The following is a 17,960-nucleotide window of genomic DNA, read 5'->3' on the forward strand; positions in this document are numbered from 1 at the left end:
CGGCCTCAGGCTCGCGGCATGTACGAGTCGAGCACGCGCAGCAGTACATCCTTCAGTTCGGCCCGATTGCCACCCGGTGTGGGCCTGGCGATCTCGTGCAGGGTGTAGCCGTCGATCAAGGCCAGGAAATGCCGAGCCGGTAGATGTGGTTCCGCGATGCCGAATGCCCTGAGCGCCGCTTCTGCCGCCTCCTCGATCATCCGCATGATTCGGTGCACCGAATCCGCCAGCTCGGGCCGTCTGCGCACGGCAAGGTATGCCTCGAACTGGACGAGCGAGTCGTCGTCCTCGGGGGAGGAGAGCAGCGAGACCAGGTCCATGATCGCGTCGGCGAGATCGTCGCGCGTGAGGCCGCCGGTGTGCGCCACCTCGAGGAGCGCGGTGACCTTCGTCGTCACGTTCTCGGCAATTCGAGTGATCGCGGCATCGATGAGCTCACCGACCGAGCCGAAGAAATAGCTGGTGGTCGACGGCGGGAAGCCTGCAGCATCGGCCACGGAACGAAACGAGACGCGTTCGAGTCCGCGGGTGCCGATCACGCCGATGGCCGCGTCGACCAGGGCGTCGCGGCGCTCCTGGCCACGTGCGTATCGAGTCTTACGGCGCTCTTCGGTCATCGATACAACGTAGCCGGGTGCTGTCGTCTGCCCCCATCGCAGTGCCTTCCAGCAGGCGATTTCGGTCAATCCTGGCCTAGTGGCCAATATTGAGCTACTGTCGCCGCTACATCGAACAGCCCTGAAAAGGAGCACCCATGACCGACATTCCGGAAGCCTCGCGTGTGGACATAGTGGTCGTCGGCGCAGGGCTCGCGGGTCTGACCGCCGCCAGAGAGCTGACAGCAGCGGGCCTGACCGTCCAGGTTCTCGAAGCCCGAGATCGGGTCGGCGGGAGGACGATCAACCACACGATCGGCAGAGACGCTGTGGTCGAGACCGGTGGGCAGTTCGTCGGTCCGACGCAGGATCACATCCTTCGCCTTGCCGCCTCGGTCGGCGTCGCCACGTTTCCTGCCCACGACATCGGATCGAGCGTCTACGTCAAGAACGGACGCGCCCGACGCTTCGCCGGTGGTGTCCCACCCGACCCCCTCTCGCTACCCGACGTCGGGATGCTCGTTGCACGAATGGATCGAGCCGCCAAGCAGATTCCCGTGGACAGACCGTGGGATGCACCCCGTGCGCACGAGTGGGACACCCAAACTCTGGCCACCTGGGCTCGTCGCCACGCGGCCACCGACGGTGGAGTGGAGCTACTCGACATCCTGCTCGGCTCGGTGTTCGGCGGCACGGCCGCCGACGTGTCCGCGCTCTTCGGCTTGGCGTACGTGGCCGGGGCGGGTAACGAGTACACCCCCGGCACGGTGGACCGATTGATGAGTGTGGCTGGGGGAGCGCAACAATGGCGCTTCGTCGGTGGCTCCCAGGCGATCTCGATCGCACTGGCCGAGCAGCTCGGTGACGCCGTCCGGCTCGACAACCCGGTGCGCCGGGTGGAGCAGTATCCGGATCGAGTGGTGGTACGGACCGATACCGAATCGTGGATCGCCGGATCGGTCGTCGTCGCGATTCCTCCGGCTCTGGCCGCCCGAATCGACTGGAGTCCAACACTTCCCGCAGCCCAGGAGGCGCTGTTCCAGCGGATGAACTTCGGTGGCCTGGCCAAGTGCGAGGCCGTGTACCCCGAACCGTTCTGGCGCGCGAGTGGGCTCTCCGGGCAAGCCCTCTTTCGCGACAGCGCCATTCCGGTGTCCTCGATGTTCGACAACTCGCCGCCCGACGGAAGTCAGGGAGTACTGATGGGATTCGTCGGCACCTGGGGTGCTCGCCACCGGGGCGGCCGTAACTGGTCGGACGGTAACGACGCCGAACGACGCGGCGAGGTTCTTCGCGCATTCGCTTCAGCGGTGGGGCCGCGCGCCCTGGAACCGACCGAATGGATCGAGCTGGACTGGACTCGCGAGCAATGGACCCGCGGCGGGCCCACCGCGGTGCTTGCCCCCGGAGTGCTGACCGAGCTCGGCCGGTGGCGAGACACCGTGTTCGGACGAGTGCATTGGGCAGGTGCCGAACACTCCGACTACTGGAACGGATACATGGACGGCGCCGTGCGGTCGGGTGAACACGCAGCAGCAGAAATACTGTCGACCGAAGGAGAACTCTCGTGGAACAACGCTTCGTAGTTTCGGCCCATCGCACACTTTCGGTGAGCCCGGAAGAGGTGTGGGCACTGACCAGTGACACCAGTCGTTATGCGGAGTGGGTCACCGACGTCCGGTCGGTCACCACCCATCACGGCACTGCACGCACGGGCGGTGTCTACACCGAGGAGGTGGCAGCGCTCGGCCGTTTCACCACTCACGCCACCTGGACCGTCCGGCAGCTGGAAGCGAATCGACTGCGAGTGGATTCGGGGCAGGGCTTTGCGCCGCTCACCAACGTGGCGAACGTATTTCGCTTCGCGCCGCTCAGTGGCGGTACCTCTACGGCGATGACCTTCGAATTCTGGTTCGACGTCTCCCCGAGCTGGGCGGGACGCCTGGTGCGGCCTGTCGCCACTGCCGGGATGTCCGCGCGATTCGACGTTTCCATGTGCACTCTGGAGGCCATCCTCCTCTCCGAGCGAGCGGATTCGATCCGATGAGAGTACCGCCGGAGGTGCTCACCTTGGGTGTGCACATCCTCGACACTCTGGTGCGGCCGGTGACCGAGATTCCGGACGGGCAGCAGGCCGTACTGGCCGAGCAGATCGCGATGTCGGCCGCGGGAACCGCCGCGGGAACGGCGCTGGTGCTGTCCCGGCTGGGTGCCGCGGTCCACACCGCGGGAGTCGTCGGAAGTGATTCGGCCGGCACGTTTCTACTCCAACTCCTCGCCGACGACGGAGTGGACGTCTCCCTGGTTCATCGTCTGGACGGGGTGCAGACCTCGGCGTCGGTGTTGCCGATCAGGCCGGACGGATCCCGGCCGGCTCTGCACGTGATCGGAGCCAACGGCTATCTGGCTCAGCATGTTCCGTGGAACATGTTTCACAACGTCGACTTCCTGCATCTCGGCGGACCCGAGTTCTTCGGACCGGAGACCGCGCGCGACATCGCTCGCCGCGCTCACGAGGACGGTGTCGTCGTCACCGTCGACAGTCTGGCACCGTCCGTCCCCGAGGGCCTCGGTGCTTTCGCGCCCGCACTCCCGTACGTCGACTACCTGCTGCCGAACGACGAGCAGGTCCTCGGCTGGACCGGCTGTGCGACCCTCGAGGAGGGGTGCCGCCGACTGCTCGAACTCGGTGCGTCCTGCGTCGTCGCCACTGCCGGGGCGTCGCCCACACTCGTCGTGACGGCCGACGACGCTGTCGAAGTTTCCACGTACGCCGTGGACGTGGTGGATACCAGTGGATGCGGAGATGCGTTCTCGGCAGGGTTCGTTCGTGGCCTGTCGCTGAGCATGAGCGTCGTCGAGTCAGCGGAGTTGGGCAACGCGACCGCCGCGCACGCCGCGCAGGGTCTCGGTACCGACTTCGGGGCCTACGACCTCGAGGTCGTTCGGAAGTTCGCCCGCACCTGCAGGACCATCTGATGCCGGCCGACGTGGACGAACTCCGAGAGTCCGTCGCCGAGGCCGCCCGGAAACTGGGCCGACGGGGCCTGGTCCTCGGAACTGCAGGCAACGTGAGCGCCCGTGTCGGCGACGTGGTGGCGGTGACGGCGACCGGTCTCGTATTGGCCGACGCCACGATCGAGGACGTCACGCTCGTCGGGATGGACGGCGTCGTGAGTGCGGGTGCACACGAGCCGACATCGGAACTGGGCTTGCACCTGGGCATCTACGAGGCGAGCGACGCGCGCGCGGTGGTCCACACGCATTCTTCTGCGGCAGTGGCACTTTCGCTCGTCACCGACGAACTGCCGCCGGTGCACTACGCGCAGCTCGCTCTCGGCGGTACCGTCCCGGTTGTGCCGTTCGCGCCGTTCGGCACCGGCGAGCTCGCACGTTCGGTGGTGGCGGCGATCGCGTCGAAATCGGCGGTGATCATGGCCCACCACGGTTCGGTGGCCAGCGGTCACGACCTCGCTTCGGCGCTGTCGAACACAGAACTGCTCGAATGGCTGTGCGGGATATACCTATCGGCTGCGTCGGTGGCGCGCCCACGTGCTCTCACCGACGCACAACTGGCGGCAACCTTGGACGAGGTGGTGCGCCGTGCATACGGAACCGCGGCATCCGTGCGAAGAGACTGACCGATGACCACCCGGGTGCGCCCGCTCTGGATTGCCGTGTTCTCCGTGGCGTGGCTGGGCTATTGGATGGCCGATCTGGTTCCACTGCAGCTGCTTCTGCCCGAGCGGTTGCAACAGATCGATCCGCAATCGAAGGTGTTCGACTTCGCCGTGATCAACGCGGTCTCTGCCGTGGTGCTCCTGATCGGTCTACCCGTGTGCGGATCGCTGTGCGATCGCACTCGCAGCAGGTTGGGGCGACGGCGCGTCTGGTTCGGCGGCGGCGTCCTGTTCTTCGCCGGTGCGTTGGTGGTCACCGGGCTGCAAAGTACCGTTCTCGGAATCGGGACGGCGTGGTCGGTGGCGATGCTCGGATTGAGTGCTGCAACAGCAGGGTTGACGGCCGTGGTGTCGACCGCGTGCCGGACGAGCAGCGCGGAACGGTGTCGAGTGCGATCTATGCGCCGCAGGCGCTGGGCGTGGTGGCGGGCCTGGCGCTGGTGTCCACACTCGCCCTGTCGGTACTGGGCGGGTACCTCGCCGTGGCGATCGCCCTGGTGATCTGCGCGGTGCCGTTTCTGCTGATGTATCGCGAAACCGATTCACCGACAGCGCTGTTGAGCCTGCGCAGCATCGTGGCATCACTGCTCGATTCGTTGCGTCACCGCGACTTCGCGTGGGCCTTCGGGGGTCGAATCCTGGTCAACGGGGCCAACTCGCTCGGGACCTGCTACTTGCTGTTCTTCCTCACCGACGGCCTTCGAGTGACCGATCCGACGGGATCGCTGCTCGAGGTCACCGTCGTCTACCTGATCGCCTGTGTGGTGTGTACCTTCACCTTCGGTCCGTTGTCGGACAGGATGCGTCGCCGCAAGATCTTCGTGGCGGTCGCGGCATCGATGCAAGCCGTCGCCGGCTTCGTCCTGGCGGTACATCCCACGATGGACGCCACGTTCGTCTCGGCCGCGTTGCTGGGCGGCGGATTCGGCGCGTACATGGCCGTTGATCAGGCGCTGGTGACCGGGGTCCTTCCGTCCGCCGAGAGTCGGGCGACCGATCTGGGCGTGATGAACATCGGGGCGATCGTTCCACCTGCCATGGCTCCGCTGCTCGCGAGTGTGTTTCTCTCCACCGTCGGTGGATACCCGGCGCTGTTCGCGGCGGTGGGGGTGCTGGCCGCACTCGGGGCAGCGGTGACATGGCAGGTGAAATCGGTGCGCTGATCGCTCGGCGGCGGTGGCGCAGCCCTGACACTCGGTCTATCGGCGACCCGAGTGGTTACAGGGACGCTCCGAGAGCGTCTTTCGCCACGTGCGCGTCCCGCAGTTCGCGCTTGAGGATCTTGCCCGCTCCGCTCATGGGCAGTGCGGTGACGAACTCGATGGTGCGCGGGGTCTTGTAACCGGCAACGTAGCTGCGGGTGTGATCGCGGAGTTCGTCGACCGTCGGCGACGTGCCCTCGGCCAGCACGACACAGGCGTGGACGCGCTCGCCCCAGTCGCCGTCGGGAACACCGATCACGGCGCAGGCCAGCACCGAGGGGTGCAGGCTCAGTGCGCTTTCCACCTCGGCGCTGTAGACGTTCTCGCCGCCGGTGATGATCATGTCCTTGAGTCGATCGACCACGAACAGGAATCCGTCGGCGTCGAGGTAGCCGACATCGCCGGTGTGCATCCACCCGTCGCGAACGGCCGCTGCCGTCTCCTCCGGCTTGTTCCAATAGCCGAGCATCACGTGTCCACCGCGAACGCAGATCTCGCCGACCGAGCCGGTGGGCAACTGCTCGTCGTCGGGGCCCAGAATCCGGATCTCCGAGTGTGGGGCCGCGCGACCGGCCGAGCCGATGCGTTCTCCCACATGGTGTTCCGGCCAGAGCAGCGACGCGACCGGTGCCAGCTCGGTCATGCCGTAGGCCTGAGTGAGGCGGGCCTGCGGGAGCCGAGCGAGGGTGCGCTCGAGGACGCCGGCGGAGATGGGGGATCCTCCGTACAGCACGCGGCTGAGCGAGGAGGTGTCGAACTCGCTCAACGTGGGGTGGTCGACGAGAAGCTGAATCATTGTCGGTACCAGCAGCACATCGGTGATGGAGTGCTTCGCGATCGCGCCGAGGACGGCGGTCGGCTCGAAGAACGGAACCATGACGTGGGTGCCGCCGAGCATGACCTGACCCACCCATGCGGCCAGATCGGCGAGGTGGAACATCGGTGCGGCATGGAGCAGGATCGATGCGTCGTCGAGCAGCTGTCCGGTCGCCACCGTTCCCAGGCCCGAGGTGACGAGGTTCGCATGCGAGAGCATGACGCCCTTGGGGAAGCCGGTGGTGCCACCGGTGTAGAAGAGGCCGGCAAGGGCGTCGCCGCTGCGTCGCGCGTCGGGAACGGGATCGTGGGATGCGACGAGGTCCTCGTACGAGACCATGCCCTCGGGGGTGGCACCGTCCCCGCAGTAGACGATGGTCTGCAGGCCGGCGCATGCGGGGCGCAGTGCCGGGACCATGGCACCGAAGGTGTCGTCGACCAGCAGGACCTTGGTGTCGGAGTCGTTGAGCGCGTACGCGACCTCCACAGGCGACCACCGGATGTTGACGGGGTTGAGCACGGCGTCTGCCCACGGCACCGCGAGCAGGTATTCGGAGTATCGGTCACTGTTGAACGCCAGCATCGCAACTCGATCGCCGGACTCCACGCCGATGGAGTGCAGGCCTGCCGCCAGTCTTGCCACTCTGTCGATCTGTTCGGTGAAAGTCCGAGTGCGGTCGCCGAACACCGTCGCGGCCCGGTTCGGAGTTGTCGCCGCAGAGCGATGCAGGCCTTGGGTGAGATACATATCGAGTCCCTTGTGCGAGAGGGGGCGAGGGTGCCCGGGTGAATACCGTCACAGTTCCACCTTGTTGGCACGGTGTCAATAGTGAACGCATGGCTCGACGGGTGTCGACAGTCCGCGAAAATGGTTGTCTGGCTAACGTTCCCGGGAGTCGTCCATGGCGTCGACGGTACCGAGAACCGTCACGAGTACATCGGTCAACAGGGTCTCGACCTGCTCCCGGTTCAGCGTGCCGCGCACGAGCCATTCACGGCCCGCAGCCTTCACCATGCCACCGAACGCCCGCACCGCGGAGGTCGCGATTCGACGGTCACCGCCTCTGCCTTCGAATGCCGTTGCGTCCAAGACTCGTTCGGCCGCAAGATCGTCGGCCTCGTCCAGAATCTGTGCCACCTGCTCGTCGACGCCCGATCCGCTGGCCATCGACACCCACGCCGTACCGTGGGTTTCGATTACGCCGACCAGCCAGTGGACGCTGCCGCGGGCTCGTTCCTCGAGCGAACCCGTGGGCAGGTGTACGTCCTCGATGGGCGGAACGGTGACCAGAAAGCGAACGCACTCGAGGTACACATCGCGTTTGCTGCCGATGTAGTGGTGGATGAGTCCGCGGGCCACCCCGGCCGAGGCGGCGACGTCCGACATCGACACCTCGGCATAGGGCTTGTCTCCGAACAAGCGAACCGCGCTGGCCAGGATCTGCGTGCGTCGCTCGTCCGGTTCCAAACGATTCCACTTGGGTGCGCTCGAGGCCGGCATGGTTCTCATGATCGCACCGAACCGATGCCGCGACGCGTCAGAGGTACCGCTCGGTGCGTGCGCGCAGCGACCTCGGCACGACGAACCGATCGCCGTACCGTGCCCGCAGTTCGTCGGCCCGCCGCGTGAATCCGGGGAGACCGCCGTCGAACTGATTGACGAACTGCAGCACACCTCCGGTCCAGGCCGGGTACCCGATGCCGAGAATGGAACCGATGTTCGCATCGGCGACCGTACGCAGGACACCCTCGTCGAGGCACGCGATCGAATCGAGAGATTGCGCGACGAGCATACGATCCATCATGTCCTCGAACGAGATTCCGTGATCGGGTCGGTGGTAGTGCTCCACCAGGCCTGGCCACAGTCCGAGCTTGGTGCCGTCCTCGGAGTACTCGTAGAACCCACGTCCCGCCTTGCGGCCCGGGCGATCGAACTCGTCGATCAGGCGATCGACCAGCGGGTAGGACTTCGAGACGATCCACCCTCGTCCGTCGGCGCGGGCGGCCTCGGCCATGCCCTCTCGGATGTGGCGCGACAGAGTCAACGAAATCTCGTCCATCAGTGCGAGCGCGCCGGACGGGTAGCCGGCCTGCAGTGCAGCCTGTTCCACCGTGGCCGGGTGTACACCCTCGGCGACCAGCGAGATCGCCTCGTCCATGAATCTGCCGATGACCCGAGTGGTGAAGAAGCCGTGACTGTCGCCGACCACGATCGGCGTCTTGCCGATGAGCCGTACGAAGTCGAACGCGCGAGCCAGAGCGGAATCACTGGTGTGTTCGCCCACCACGATTTCCACCAAGGGCATCTTGTCCACCGGGGAGAAGAAGTGCGTGCCGATGAAGTCGGAGGTACGCGAGACTCCCTGGGACAGTTGGGTGATCGGAAGCGTCGAGGTGTTCGAGCACAGTAGTGCGTCGGCGGTGAGGTACTTGTCCACATCTTCGAAGGCCTGCTGCTTGACGGCGGGATCCTCGAAGACGGCCTCGACGACGAGATCGCATCCCTCGGCGTCGGCCGCGTCGGAGGTGGTCGTGATGAGCGCGAGCACCGCATCGGCGTCGGCCTGGGTCGTGCGTCCCTTCGTGACGGCCTTGCCGAGAATCGAACGCGCGTAATCCTTTCCGCGCTCGGCGGATTCGATCGAGATATCGCGAAGCACTACGGGAACCTTCGCCGAGGCGACGACGTGGGCGATGGCGGCACCCATCATTCCGGCCCCGATCACCAGCACCTTCTCGGGTACCCGGTGTGGTTCGGCGCTGGGACGAGAGCCTCCCTTGCTGATGGACCCCAGATCGAAGAACATCGATTGGATCAGGTTGCCCGAGACGGCTCCGCAGGCGAGTGAGGTGCAGTGCCGGGTTTCCACCAGCGACGCCGACTCGAAGTCGAGAACCGAACCTTCCACGGCCGCAGCAACCACCGCGATCGGAGCGGGTATGGGTGCACCCTTGACCTGCTTGCGTACCGTTGCCGCGAAGGCAGGCAGCTGCGCGGCCAGCGCGGGTGAGGCCGCGGTGCCGCCGGGAATCTTGAATCCCTTCTTGTCCCAGGGCTGCAGCGCTTCGGGATTGGCGACGATCCAGGCACGTGCTTTCGCCATCATTTCCTCGTGGGTGTCGACGACCTCGTCGACGAGTCCGAGTTCGAGGGCCTGCGCCGGCCGATACCGCTGGCCCTGGCCCACAACCTGAGTCAGAGCCTCGACGATGCCGAACATCCTGACCGTTCGGGTGACGCCGCCGGTGCCGGGCAGTAGACCGAGCGTCACCTCGGGTAAACCGAATCGAGAATTGTTTCGGCTCAGTGCGATTCGGTGATGACAGGCCAGTGCGATCTCGAAGCCGCCGCCGAGCGCGGTGCCGCCGAGTGCTGCCACGACCGGTTTGCCCAGCCGCTCGAGGCGACGAAACTTGTCCTTGGTGAAATCGAGGGCGTCGGCGATCAACGCATGATCGGACGGACCGGCGTCGCGCAGCAGCTCGAGGTCGCCACCGGAGAAGAACGAATCCTTCCCCGAGGTGACGATGATGCCGTCGTACGCATCGAGGTTGGCCTCGAGCCAGTCGACGGCCTGTCCGAGCGACTCGCCGAACGCGGTGTTCATCGTGTTGGTGGCCCGTGTCGGATCGTCGATCGTCAGTACGAGTACGCGGTCGGTGCCGATCTCGCCGGTGATCGTGGGAGTCCGCAGGTCGCATGCAGTGTTCATCGAGGTCCTCGGGTTGTTGTTCTCTCGCAGGGTGATCACAGGCGTTCGATGATGGTGGCGACGCCCATTCCTGCACCGATGCACAGCGTGATCAGTGCGTAGCGTTCGCCGCGGCGCTCGAGTTCGTCGAGGGCCATTCCGGTGAGCATGGCTCCGGTTGCGCCCAACGGGTGGCCCATCGCGATCGCGCCACCGTTGACGTTGATGCGGTCGTGGTCGATGTTCAGCTTCTTCGCGTAATTGAGCACCACCGAGGCGAATGCCTCGTTGACCTCGAACACCGCGATGTCGTCGAGGGTGAGTCCCGCAGCGGCCAGCACCTTGTGGGTGGCCGGAACCGGACCGGTGAGCATGAGCGTCGGATCCGATCCTGCGACAACCCCGGCCACGACGCGTCCGCGCGGGGTCAATCCGCCTGCGCGACCGGCTTCTTCGGATCCGATCAGAACCATCGCGGTGCCGTCGACGATGCCGGAGGAGTTGCCGGCATGGTGGACGTGGTCGATGCGCTCGACCTCGGTGTACTTCTGCATGGCGACGGCGTCGAACCCGGCGAGCTCGCCCATCCGGTCGAACGACGGTTTCAGGGCAGCGAGATCGGCCGTGGTTGTCTCCGGTCGCATGATCTCGTCGTGATCGAGCATCAGCCGGCCGTTGGCGTCGAACACCGGGATGACGGACTTCTCGAAGTGGCCCATCGACCAGGCATGCGCCGCACGTTGCTGACTACGCACGGCATAGGCGTCGACCGCGTCGCGATCGAACCCCTCGATCGTCGCGATGAGGTCTGCACTGACTCCCTGCGGAACGAAGTAGCTGCCGTAGTTGGTCAATGGGTCGCACGGCCATGCGCCGCCGTCCGCCCCGAGCGGCACACGAGACATCGATTCGACGCCACCGGCGACGATGAGCCGATCCCATCCGGACCGAACACGTTGCGCCGCAGTGTTGACGGCTTCGAGTCCGGATCCACAGAAGCGGTTGAGCTGAACGCCGGCGACACTGTCCGGCAGCCCGGCAACCATCGCGACGGTTCGGGCGATGTCGCAGCCTTGATCGCCGACCGGGGTGACGACACCGAGCACGACGTCATCGATCAGGGCCGGATCGAGCTGGGAGTGTCGAGAGAGCAACGTGGACAACGTGTTCGCGGCCAGATCGACCGGTTTGACGGTGTGCAGAGAGCCGGAGCTCTTGCCGCGGCCACGAGGGCTGCGCACTGCGTCGTAGAGGAACGCCTCCATGGTGGTGGCCTTTCTAAAGCGAGCGGGAAATGAGGTCTTTCATGACTTCGTTGGCACCGGCGTAGATGCGGGCGATGCGGCCGTCGACGAACATGCGGGCGATGGGGTATTCCTCCATGTAGCCGTAGCCGCCGAAGAGCTGCAGGCAACGGTCGACCACCTCGAACTGTCGGTCGGTGGTCCAGTACTTGACCATTGCTGCTGTCGTGACGTCGAGTGTTCCGGAGATATGTTGCGCCACAGCATCATCGACGAAGGTTCGCACGACGCGTCCGATCGTGGCGCATTCGGCGAGCTCGAACTTGGTGTTCTGCAGGTCGAACAGCGTCTTGCCGAACGCGTTGCGCGACTTGGTGTACTCGATGGTCTGTGTGACGGCTGCGTCGATCATCGCTGCGGCGGCGATGCCGCAGATCAGGCGCTCCTGGGGGAGTTGCTGCATCAACTGGGCGAACCCGCGACCTTCGGCGTCGCCGAGGATGTTGGCGGCGGGGATGCGGAGGCCGTCGAAAGACAGTTCGGCGGTGTCCTGGCCCTTCTGTCCGATCTTGTGCAGCACTCGTCCCCGATGGAATCCCTCGGTGTCGTCGGACACCTCGGCGACGAGCAGTGACAGTCCCCGGGCTCCCGCGGACGGGTCGGTCTTGGCAGCGATGATGATCAGATCGCAATGGGCTCCATTGGAGATGAACGTCTTTGCGCCGGTGACGACGTAGTCGTCGCCGTCACGAACCGCTCGGGTGGTGATGCCCTGCAGATCCGAGCCGGTGCCGGGTTCGGTCATCGCGATGGCACCGATCCACTCGCCAGAGCACAGCTTCGGCAGCCAGCGCTGCTTCTTCTCCTCGGACGCGTAGGCCAGGATGTAGTGCGGAACGATGCCGCTGTGCACGCCCAACTGCATGGCCGTGTCGCCCGCTCGGACCTGCTCCTCGAACAGCACCGCCTCGTGACGGAAGTCGCCGCCACCGCCTCCGTACTGCTCGGGCACCGACATGCCGAGCAGTCCGAGGCTTCCCGCTGTGCGGTAGACGTGGCGACTGGGGCGTCCGGCTGCCGCGAATTCCTCGCGGTGCGGCGCTACCTCTTTCTCGAAGAATCCTCTGGCGAGCTGGCGCACATCGGCGAGCTCGGTAGCGAGGTCGTCGCTGGTGCGGTCTGCGAGTGCAGTCATGGCAAGTCCTTGGCTCGAAGCGCCGACTTATTGGCGCTGTGCCAATAATGATGGCGCGACGCTGCCCTTGATGTCAACCAACGATGCTCCCCACCCTGCCGAACTCGAAGTTATGGACGGATTCGGGTCGGAATTCATCCACAACTTCGAGTTCGGCGGGGACCGCTTCCGGAGTGTCTAGCTGTCGCCTGCTCGCAGTAGCGCGACATCCGAGACGAGCCGAATATGGTCTGCCATTGCGCGCCCGGCCTCGGCCGGGTCCTGTTGTCGCACAGCCTCGGCGATGCGCCGATGGCCTTCGAGGGAGGCCTGCGGACGGTCGGACTGCGACAGGGATTCGATTCGAGTCTCGCGAATCAACTCGGCAATTTCCCCCATGAGGCGGGCGAGTAGCGGGGAGTGCGCCGCTGCGGTGATCGCGTGGTGGAACAGTTCGTCTCCCGAGTCGCCGCGGTCGCCGTCGGTGATCTCCGACGCCATCACGGACAGGGCGTGGTCGATCGCCGCCATTTCGCTCTCGCTGCGACGGGATGCGGCAAGCTCGGCGAGCTTGACCTCGAGTGCCTCGCGGGCTTCGATCACCTCGGGGAGTCGGTCGGCATGTTCGCGGAGGGCGCGAATTGCCATGTCTCCCACGGGCCGACGCACCAGCACGGCACCGTCGCCGTGGCGGACCGACAGGATCCCCTGCACCTCGAGCGCGACGAGCGCCTGACTCAGCGAGGCTCGACTGACGCCGAGGTGGCCGGCAAGTTCGCGCTCGGGCGGGAGACGATCGCCAGGGTTCATGTCGCGATCGGCGATGTGCTTGCACAGCTGTTCGACGATGACCTCGTACAGCCGTGGTCGGGTCACGGGGCGAATTTGCTCAGCCACTGTGTCACTCGCTCTCTGTTCCTCTGGACCTCCACCCTAGCCGTCATAAGGTACGTAACGGCCGACACATCCGGGCTTGACAAGTGATCCACTTCACTGGTTGAGTCCCTATTGACTCAGTGGCCAGTCCAATTAGCCACTGAAGATCTCGGGCAACCGCTCGAGTGCTACCAGAGACGGACCGGAGACCTTCGATGTCGACCGAGTTGATACCCATCCTTGCGCTCGTCGTCATGTTCCTCGCTGCAACCGTGTTCCCCGTGAACATGGGTGCGTTGGGGTTCGTGGCGGCGTTCTTCGTCGGAACTATTGCCGTGGGCATGGGTGCCGACGACATCATCGCCGGCTTCCCGAGCAGCCTGTTCCTCACGCTCGTCGGCATCACGTACCTCTTCGCCATTGCGCAGAACAACGGCACGGTCGACCTCCTGGTCCGCGGCGCTGTTCGCCTCGTCGGCGGCCGAGTGGCCCTCATCCCCTGGGTGATGTTCGGCATCACCGGCGTCCTGACGTCGATCGGAGCGCTCGGGCCCGCTGCCGTGGCCATCGTGGCCCCCATCGCCCTCGGTTTCGCCGCGCGCTACAAGATCAATGCCCTGCTCATGGGCATGATGGTCATCCACGGTGCTCAGGCGGGCGGATTTTCGCCCATCAGCATCTACGGCGTCACCGTCAACAACATCGCCGCCAAGGCGGGACTGGTCAACAGTCCGCTCACACTCTTCCTCGGCAGCATGCTCTTCAATGCCGCAATCGGGGCTGCGCTCTTCATGTTCCTCGGCGGACGATCGCTCATCGGCCGCAGCGTGCACGACGAGGACGGCACCCGCCCCGACGGCGACACCGGCGGCGTCGGCGGCGGAGGTTCGCGGACGGTCATGCGCGGGTTCGGGTCGTCGACTCCCAAGCCGTCCGGTCAGACGGTCACCGTCGAGAACGCACCGCCGCTGGCCACCGCGGTCAAGGCGATCACCTTCGATCAGATCCTCACGCTCATCGGCCTGGCATCGCTTGCGATCTTCTCGCTCGTACTCGATCTCGATGTCGGCTTCATCTCGATGACGGTCGCTGTGATCCTCGCTCTGGCGTCGCCCAAGGCCCAGAAGGGTGCGATCAACCAGATCAGCTGGTCGACGGTGCTGCTCATCGGCGGCGTGCTCACGTTCGTCGGGGTACTGCAGGAAGCCGGAACCGTCGAATACGTCGGCGACGCAGTGGCCGGAATCGGCATCCCCCTGCTCGTGGCACTGCTGCTCTGCTACATCGGTGCCATCGTCTCGGCGTTCGCGTCGTCCACGGCGATCCTCGGCGTCACCATCCCGCTGGCCGTTCCGTTCCTGCTGGCCGGTGAAGTGGGAGCCATCGGAGTCATCGTGGCCCTGTCCATCGCCTCGACCATCGTCGACGTCAGCCCGTTCTCCACGAACGGAGCGCTGGTGCTCGCCAACGCCCAGGACATCGATCGCGACGTGTTCTACAAGCAGATTCTCAAATACAGCGCGCTGGTCGTGATCATCGGTCCACTGATCGCCTGGGGCATCCTGGTCGTCCCCGGCTGGATGTAGCCGTTCGGCACGTTCTCGGGCCTGGCAGTACTCGAACGATGGCGGCACGTGTCCTCGGCGTGCCGCCATCACGCGTCTGAGCTGGGCAAAGACTCGTGAATGGTTACTTGACTTCTTCAGGAATCGCTGGTGCAATGGAATTGGATAGGCCACTGGCCCAGTAATCCAATCCCCTCGGATTCAACCCACACCTCGCTTCGACGCAAAGGATCACTTCGATGCCCCTCAACACGACAGGCAGAACCGGACCGCTCGAAGGAACCGTGGTGGTCGATCTGACCCGCGCTCTGGCCGGCCCACACGCGGCGATGATGCTCGGCGACCTCGGTGCCGACATCATCAAGGTCGAAACTCCGAAGGGCGGCGACGACACCCGAGTCTGGGGTCCCCCCTTCGTCACTCCGCGTGACGCCGAGCGCGAGTCGACGTACTTCCTCTCGGCCAACCGCAACAAGCGCTCCATCGCCCTCGACCTGAAGACCGACGATGGCCGAGAAGCGTTGGAGCACATGATCGAACGAGCGGACGTCGTGCTCGAGAACTTTCGCACCGGCGTTCTCGACCGTCTCGGCTTCTCGCCCGAGCGGATCGCCGAGATCAACCCGCGCACAGTGGTGCTGTCGATCAGTGGGTTCGGCCACGACGGCCCCGAGGGCGGCCGATCCGGATACGACCAGATCGCGCAGGGTGAGGCGGGGCTGATGTCCTTCACCGGCTCGAGCCCGGACGACGTCCAGCGGGTCGGCGTTCCCATCGCAGATCTCCTGGCCGGAATGTACGGAGCTTTCGGAGTTCTCGCGGCTCTGCGCGAGCGGGACCGCACCGGCCGCGGCAAGGTGGTCCGCACCTCGTTGCTCGCCAGCGTCGTCGGAGTGCACGCCTTCCAGGGCACCAAGTGGACGGTCGCCGGCGAGATCGGCAAGGCTCAGGGCAACCACCATCCGTCGATCTGCCCGTACGGCCTGTTTCCGACCTCCGATGGTGCCGTGCAGATCTCGGTGGGCAGCGAGGGACTGTGGCACCGGTTCTGCGAGGGCTTCGGCATCGACCCCGACCTCGAAGGCATGGCCACCAACCCGCAGCGGGTCGACAGTCGCGACGACGTCATCGAGCTCGTCTCCAAGATCTTCCGCACCTACGAGACCGAGCCGCTGCTGACTCTCCTCGACGAGATCGGTGTTCCCGCAGGCAAAGTGCGGAACATCCAGGAAGTGTACGAGTGGGAGCAGACCAAATCTCAAGGTCTGCTGGTCGACGTCGAGCACGCAACGCTCGGCAAGGTCACTCTTCCCGGGCCGCCGCTGCGCTTCTTCGAGTCCGACGGCACCGAGGTCACCGAAACCAACCACCTGGCACCGCCGGTACTCGGTGCCGACGACCAACTCGTCCGCGAATGGCTGAAAGAGGCGACACGATGACCAGAATGACCGCCCTCGAACTGCTCGATCTGGTGATCGATGCCGACAGTTTCGATTCCTGGGACACCCCGACCGCCGATTACGTCGTCGACGACGAGTACGCGAGCGAACTCGCCGCGGCCCGCGAGAAGACCGGATTGGACGAGTCCGTACTCACCGGCTCCGCCACCATCCGCGGCCGCAAGGTGGCCATTCTGCTCGGGGAGTTCGCCTTCCTGGCCGGCTCGATCGGTGTTGCGGCGGGCGAGCGGCTGGTCAACGCGGTTCACCGATCGACCGACGAGCGCCTACCGCTGCTGGCGCTGCCGACCTCCGGCGGAACCCGCATGCAGGAGGGCACAGTCGCGTTCTTGCAAATGGTCAAGATCACCGCGGCGATCACCGCGCACAAGGCGGCGAACCTGCCGTACATCGTGTACCTGCGACACCCCACCACCGGTGGCGTCTTCGCATCCTGGGGTTCGCTCGGGCACGTCACCGTCGCCGAGCCCGGTGCCCTCGTCGGTTTCCTCGGGCCCCGCGTCTACGAGGCGCTGTACGACGCGAAGTTCCCCACCGGTGTGCAGACGTCGGAGAATCTTCAGGCGCACGGACTCATCGACGCCATCCGACCACCCGAGCAGCTCGGCGAGATCGTCGATCGGGCGTTGCGGATCATGACCGACATCCCGTCGTACCGCCCGCGCAGCGTCGAAGCGCTGGAGTGGAAGATCGAGGACGTGCCCGCGTGGACGTCGATCCTGGCTTCCCGCCGAAGCGACCGCCCCGGTGTACGCGAATTGCTGTTCAGCACCGCGGCAGATGTGTTGCCGCTCAACGGCACCGGTCAGGGTGAGTCGGACCCGGGTCTGATTCTCGCGCTCGTCCGGTTCGGCGACATGCCGTGTGTTCTCCTCGGGCAGGACCGCCGGGGTCAGACGACCAAGACTCCGCTCGGTCCCGCGGCGCTCCGCGAGGCTCGACGCGGAATGCGTCTGGCGCAGGATCTGAAGCTACCGCTCGTCACCGTCATCGATACCGCTGGTGCCGCGCTGTCGAAGGAGGCCGAGGAGGGTGGCCTGGCGGGAGAGATCGCCCGCTGCATCGCCGATATGGTCGACCTCGAAACGCCCACGCTGTCATTGCTTTTGGGTCAGGGAACCGGCGGAGGCGCACTCGCGCTGGTGCCGGCGGACCGTGTTCTGGCAGCCCAGCACGCATGGCTGTCGCCGCTGCCGCCCGAGGGCGCGTCGGCCATCGTGCATCGGGACACTGCGCATGCGGCCGAGATGGCCACCAAGCAGGGAGTGCGCTCCCTCGATCTCTACCGCGCAGGCGTCGTCGACATCATCATTCCCGAATTGCCCGACGCGGCAGACGAATCGCAGCAGTTCTGTGACCGGGTGGGTGCCGTCCTGCACCGGGAGCTCGCCGACCTGATCGCTCAGGATCCGTCGATGCGCATGATCGCCCGCGAAAAGCGCTTCAATCGAATCGGTTTCGCGGCTACTGCCTCAGCCTGACAACCCGCCCGGACCGACCACCCTCCACGAAACGAGACAACCATGACCGCCACGATCGCGGAGTCGAACTCGACAGTTCCCGAGGATTTCGTCTCCGGTCTCGAAGGTGTCGTCGCGTTCACCTCCGACATCGCCGAACCCGACAAGGACGGCGGCGCACTGCGCTACCGCGGC

16 protein-coding genes and 1 pseudogene are annotated in these 17,960 nt (G+C 65.5%); 10 read left to right on the forward strand and 7 right to left on the reverse strand.

From position 1 onward, the window contains the following. Positions 1-5 precede the first annotated feature (5 nt). Positions 6-617 carry a TetR family transcriptional regulator gene (locus CH294_RS11215; protein ID WP_094737977.1) on the reverse strand — a complete coding sequence of 204 codons (612 nt, stop codon included), beginning with the start codon at positions 615-617 and terminating at the stop codon, positions 6-8. A gap of 137 nt (positions 618-754) precedes the next feature. On the opposite strand from CH294_RS11215, the gene CH294_RS11220 reads away from it, so the two are divergent. The 6 genes from CH294_RS11220 to CH294_RS11240 are packed head-to-tail and all read left to right on the forward strand — an operon-like array spanning position 755 to position 5,439. Then, a complete protein-coding gene (locus CH294_RS11220) occupies positions 755-2,182 on the forward strand; it encodes an FAD-dependent oxidoreductase (protein ID WP_094737978.1) in 1,428 nt (475 codons plus the stop codon). Then, positions 2,164-2,643, forward strand: a complete 480-nt coding sequence (locus tag CH294_RS11225) for an SRPBCC family protein (RefSeq protein ID WP_094703608.1) — start codon at positions 2,164-2,166, stop codon at positions 2,641-2,643. The genes CH294_RS11220 and CH294_RS11225 overlap by 19 nt, the downstream gene beginning before the upstream one ends. Further along, positions 2,640-3,575: a PfkB family carbohydrate kinase gene (locus tag CH294_RS11230; protein ID WP_094737979.1), complete on the forward strand. Its 936-nt coding sequence runs from the start codon at positions 2,640-2,642 to the stop codon at positions 3,573-3,575. The genes CH294_RS11225 and CH294_RS11230 overlap by 4 nt, the downstream gene beginning before the upstream one ends. Beyond that, the gene (locus CH294_RS11235) at positions 3,575-4,237 is read left to right on the forward strand and encodes a class II aldolase/adducin family protein (protein ID WP_094737980.1); all 663 of its coding nucleotides are present in this window, start codon (positions 3,575-3,577) and stop codon (positions 4,235-4,237) included. The genes CH294_RS11230 and CH294_RS11235 overlap by 1 nt, the downstream gene beginning before the upstream one ends. 3 nt (positions 4,238-4,240) lie before the next feature. Continuing rightward, positions 4,241-4,777: a hypothetical protein gene (locus tag CH294_RS27815; RefSeq protein WP_249305232.1), complete on the forward strand. Its 537-nt coding sequence runs from the start codon at positions 4,241-4,243 to the stop codon at positions 4,775-4,777. 23 nt (positions 4,778-4,800) lie between these two features. Next, entirely contained in the window at positions 4,801-5,439 is a 639-nt protein-coding gene (locus tag CH294_RS11240) for an MFS transporter (protein ID WP_249305236.1), read from the forward strand. A 55-nt stretch (positions 5,440-5,494) separates the two neighbouring features. Here the strand turns inward: CH294_RS11240 and CH294_RS11245 are convergent, their stop codons facing one another. The 6 genes from CH294_RS11245 to CH294_RS11270 all read right to left on the reverse strand — a co-directional run bounded on the left by CH294_RS11245 (position 5,495) and on the right by CH294_RS11270 (position 13,301). Then, positions 5,495-7,042, reverse strand: a complete 1,548-nt coding sequence (locus tag CH294_RS11245) for a long-chain fatty acid--CoA ligase (protein WP_032405106.1) — start codon at positions 7,040-7,042, stop codon at positions 5,495-5,497. 132 nt (positions 7,043-7,174) lie between these two features. Beyond that, positions 7,175-7,804 (reverse strand): helix-turn-helix domain-containing protein, encoded by a 630-nt coding sequence (locus CH294_RS11250; protein ID WP_329955199.1) that lies wholly within the window; start codon positions 7,802-7,804, stop codon positions 7,175-7,177. 28 nt (positions 7,805-7,832) lie between these two features. Continuing rightward, positions 7,833-10,007, reverse strand: coding sequence for a 3-hydroxyacyl-CoA dehydrogenase NAD-binding domain-containing protein (locus CH294_RS11255; protein WP_094737990.1), 2,175 nt, complete (start codon positions 10,005-10,007; stop codon positions 7,833-7,835). 35 nt (positions 10,008-10,042) lie between these two features. Continuing rightward, positions 10,043-11,251, reverse strand: a complete 1,209-nt coding sequence (locus CH294_RS11260; protein WP_094737981.1) for an acetyl-CoA C-acetyltransferase — start codon at positions 11,249-11,251, stop codon at positions 10,043-10,045. Between the two features lie 13 nt (positions 11,252-11,264). Continuing rightward, entirely contained in the window at positions 11,265-12,425 is a 1,161-nt protein-coding gene (locus tag CH294_RS11265; RefSeq protein ID WP_094737982.1) for an acyl-CoA dehydrogenase family protein, read from the reverse strand. 177 nt (positions 12,426-12,602) lie between these two features. Beyond that, the gene (locus CH294_RS11270; protein ID WP_032405110.1) at positions 12,603-13,301 is read right to left on the reverse strand and encodes a FadR/GntR family transcriptional regulator; all 699 of its coding nucleotides are present in this window, start codon (positions 13,299-13,301) and stop codon (positions 12,603-12,605) included. Positions 13,302-13,495: 194 nt separating this feature from the next. Here CH294_RS11270 and CH294_RS11275 point away from each other — a divergent pair, with 194 nt between their 5' ends. From CH294_RS11275 to CH294_RS27820, 4 genes and pseudogenes are all read left to right on the forward strand, one after another. Then, entirely contained in the window at positions 13,496-14,866 is a 1,371-nt protein-coding gene (locus CH294_RS11275; protein WP_032405111.1) for an SLC13 family permease, read from the forward strand. 218 nt (positions 14,867-15,084) lie between these two features. Then, a complete protein-coding gene (locus CH294_RS11280; RefSeq protein WP_094737983.1) occupies positions 15,085-16,284 on the forward strand; it encodes a CoA transferase in 1,200 nt (399 codons plus the stop codon). Further along, positions 16,281-17,786, forward strand: coding sequence for a carboxyl transferase domain-containing protein (locus tag CH294_RS11285; RefSeq protein ID WP_094737984.1), 1,506 nt, complete (start codon positions 16,281-16,283; stop codon positions 17,784-17,786). The genes CH294_RS11280 and CH294_RS11285 overlap by 4 nt, the downstream gene beginning before the upstream one ends. A 42-nt stretch (positions 17,787-17,828) precedes the next feature. Beyond that, positions 17,829-17,960: pseudogene (locus CH294_RS27820) on the forward strand (citrate synthase); the annotation flags it as partial.

This window comes from Rhodococcus sp. 14-2483-1-1 (assembly GCF_002259335.1).
GTDB lineage: Bacteria > Actinomycetota > Actinomycetes > Mycobacteriales > Mycobacteriaceae > Rhodococcoides.

Coding starts and splice junctions, on each gene's coding strand:
- CH294_RS11215 (WP_094737977.1), bottom strand. CDS start 617: ATGACCGAAGAGCGCCGTAAGACTCGATACGCACGTGGCCAGGAGCGC.
- CH294_RS11230 (WP_094737979.1), top strand. CDS start 2,640: ATGAGAGTACCGCCGGAGGTGCTCACCTTGGGTGTGCACATCCTCGAC.
- CH294_RS11280 (WP_094737983.1), top strand. CDS start 15,085: ATGCCCCTCAACACGACAGGCAGAACCGGACCGCTCGAAGGAACCGTG.
- CH294_RS11220 (WP_094737978.1), top strand. CDS start 755: ATGACCGACATTCCGGAAGCCTCGCGTGTGGACATAGTGGTCGTCGGC.
- CH294_RS11260 (WP_094737981.1), bottom strand. CDS start 11,251: ATGGAGGCGTTCCTCTACGACGCAGTGCGCAGCCCTCGTGGCCGCGGC.
- CH294_RS11240 (WP_249305236.1), top strand. CDS start 4,801: ATGTATCGCGAAACCGATTCACCGACAGCGCTGTTGAGCCTGCGCAGC.
- CH294_RS27815 (WP_249305232.1), top strand. CDS start 4,241: ATGACCACCCGGGTGCGCCCGCTCTGGATTGCCGTGTTCTCCGTGGCG.
- CH294_RS11245 (WP_032405106.1), bottom strand. CDS start 7,042: ATGTATCTCACCCAAGGCCTGCATCGCTCTGCGGCGACAACTCCGAAC.
- CH294_RS11285 (WP_094737984.1), top strand. CDS start 16,281: ATGACCAGAATGACCGCCCTCGAACTGCTCGATCTGGTGATCGATGCC.
- CH294_RS11255 (WP_094737990.1), bottom strand. CDS start 10,007: ATGAACACTGCATGCGACCTGCGGACTCCCACGATCACCGGCGAGATC.
- CH294_RS11275 (WP_032405111.1), top strand. CDS start 13,496: ATGTCGACCGAGTTGATACCCATCCTTGCGCTCGTCGTCATGTTCCTC.
- CH294_RS11250 (WP_329955199.1), bottom strand. CDS start 7,804: ATGAGAACCATGCCGGCCTCGAGCGCACCCAAGTGGAATCGTTTGGAA.
- CH294_RS11265 (WP_094737982.1), bottom strand. CDS start 12,425: ATGACTGCACTCGCAGACCGCACCAGCGACGACCTCGCTACCGAGCTC.
- CH294_RS11235 (WP_094737980.1), top strand. CDS start 3,575: ATGCCGGCCGACGTGGACGAACTCCGAGAGTCCGTCGCCGAGGCCGCC.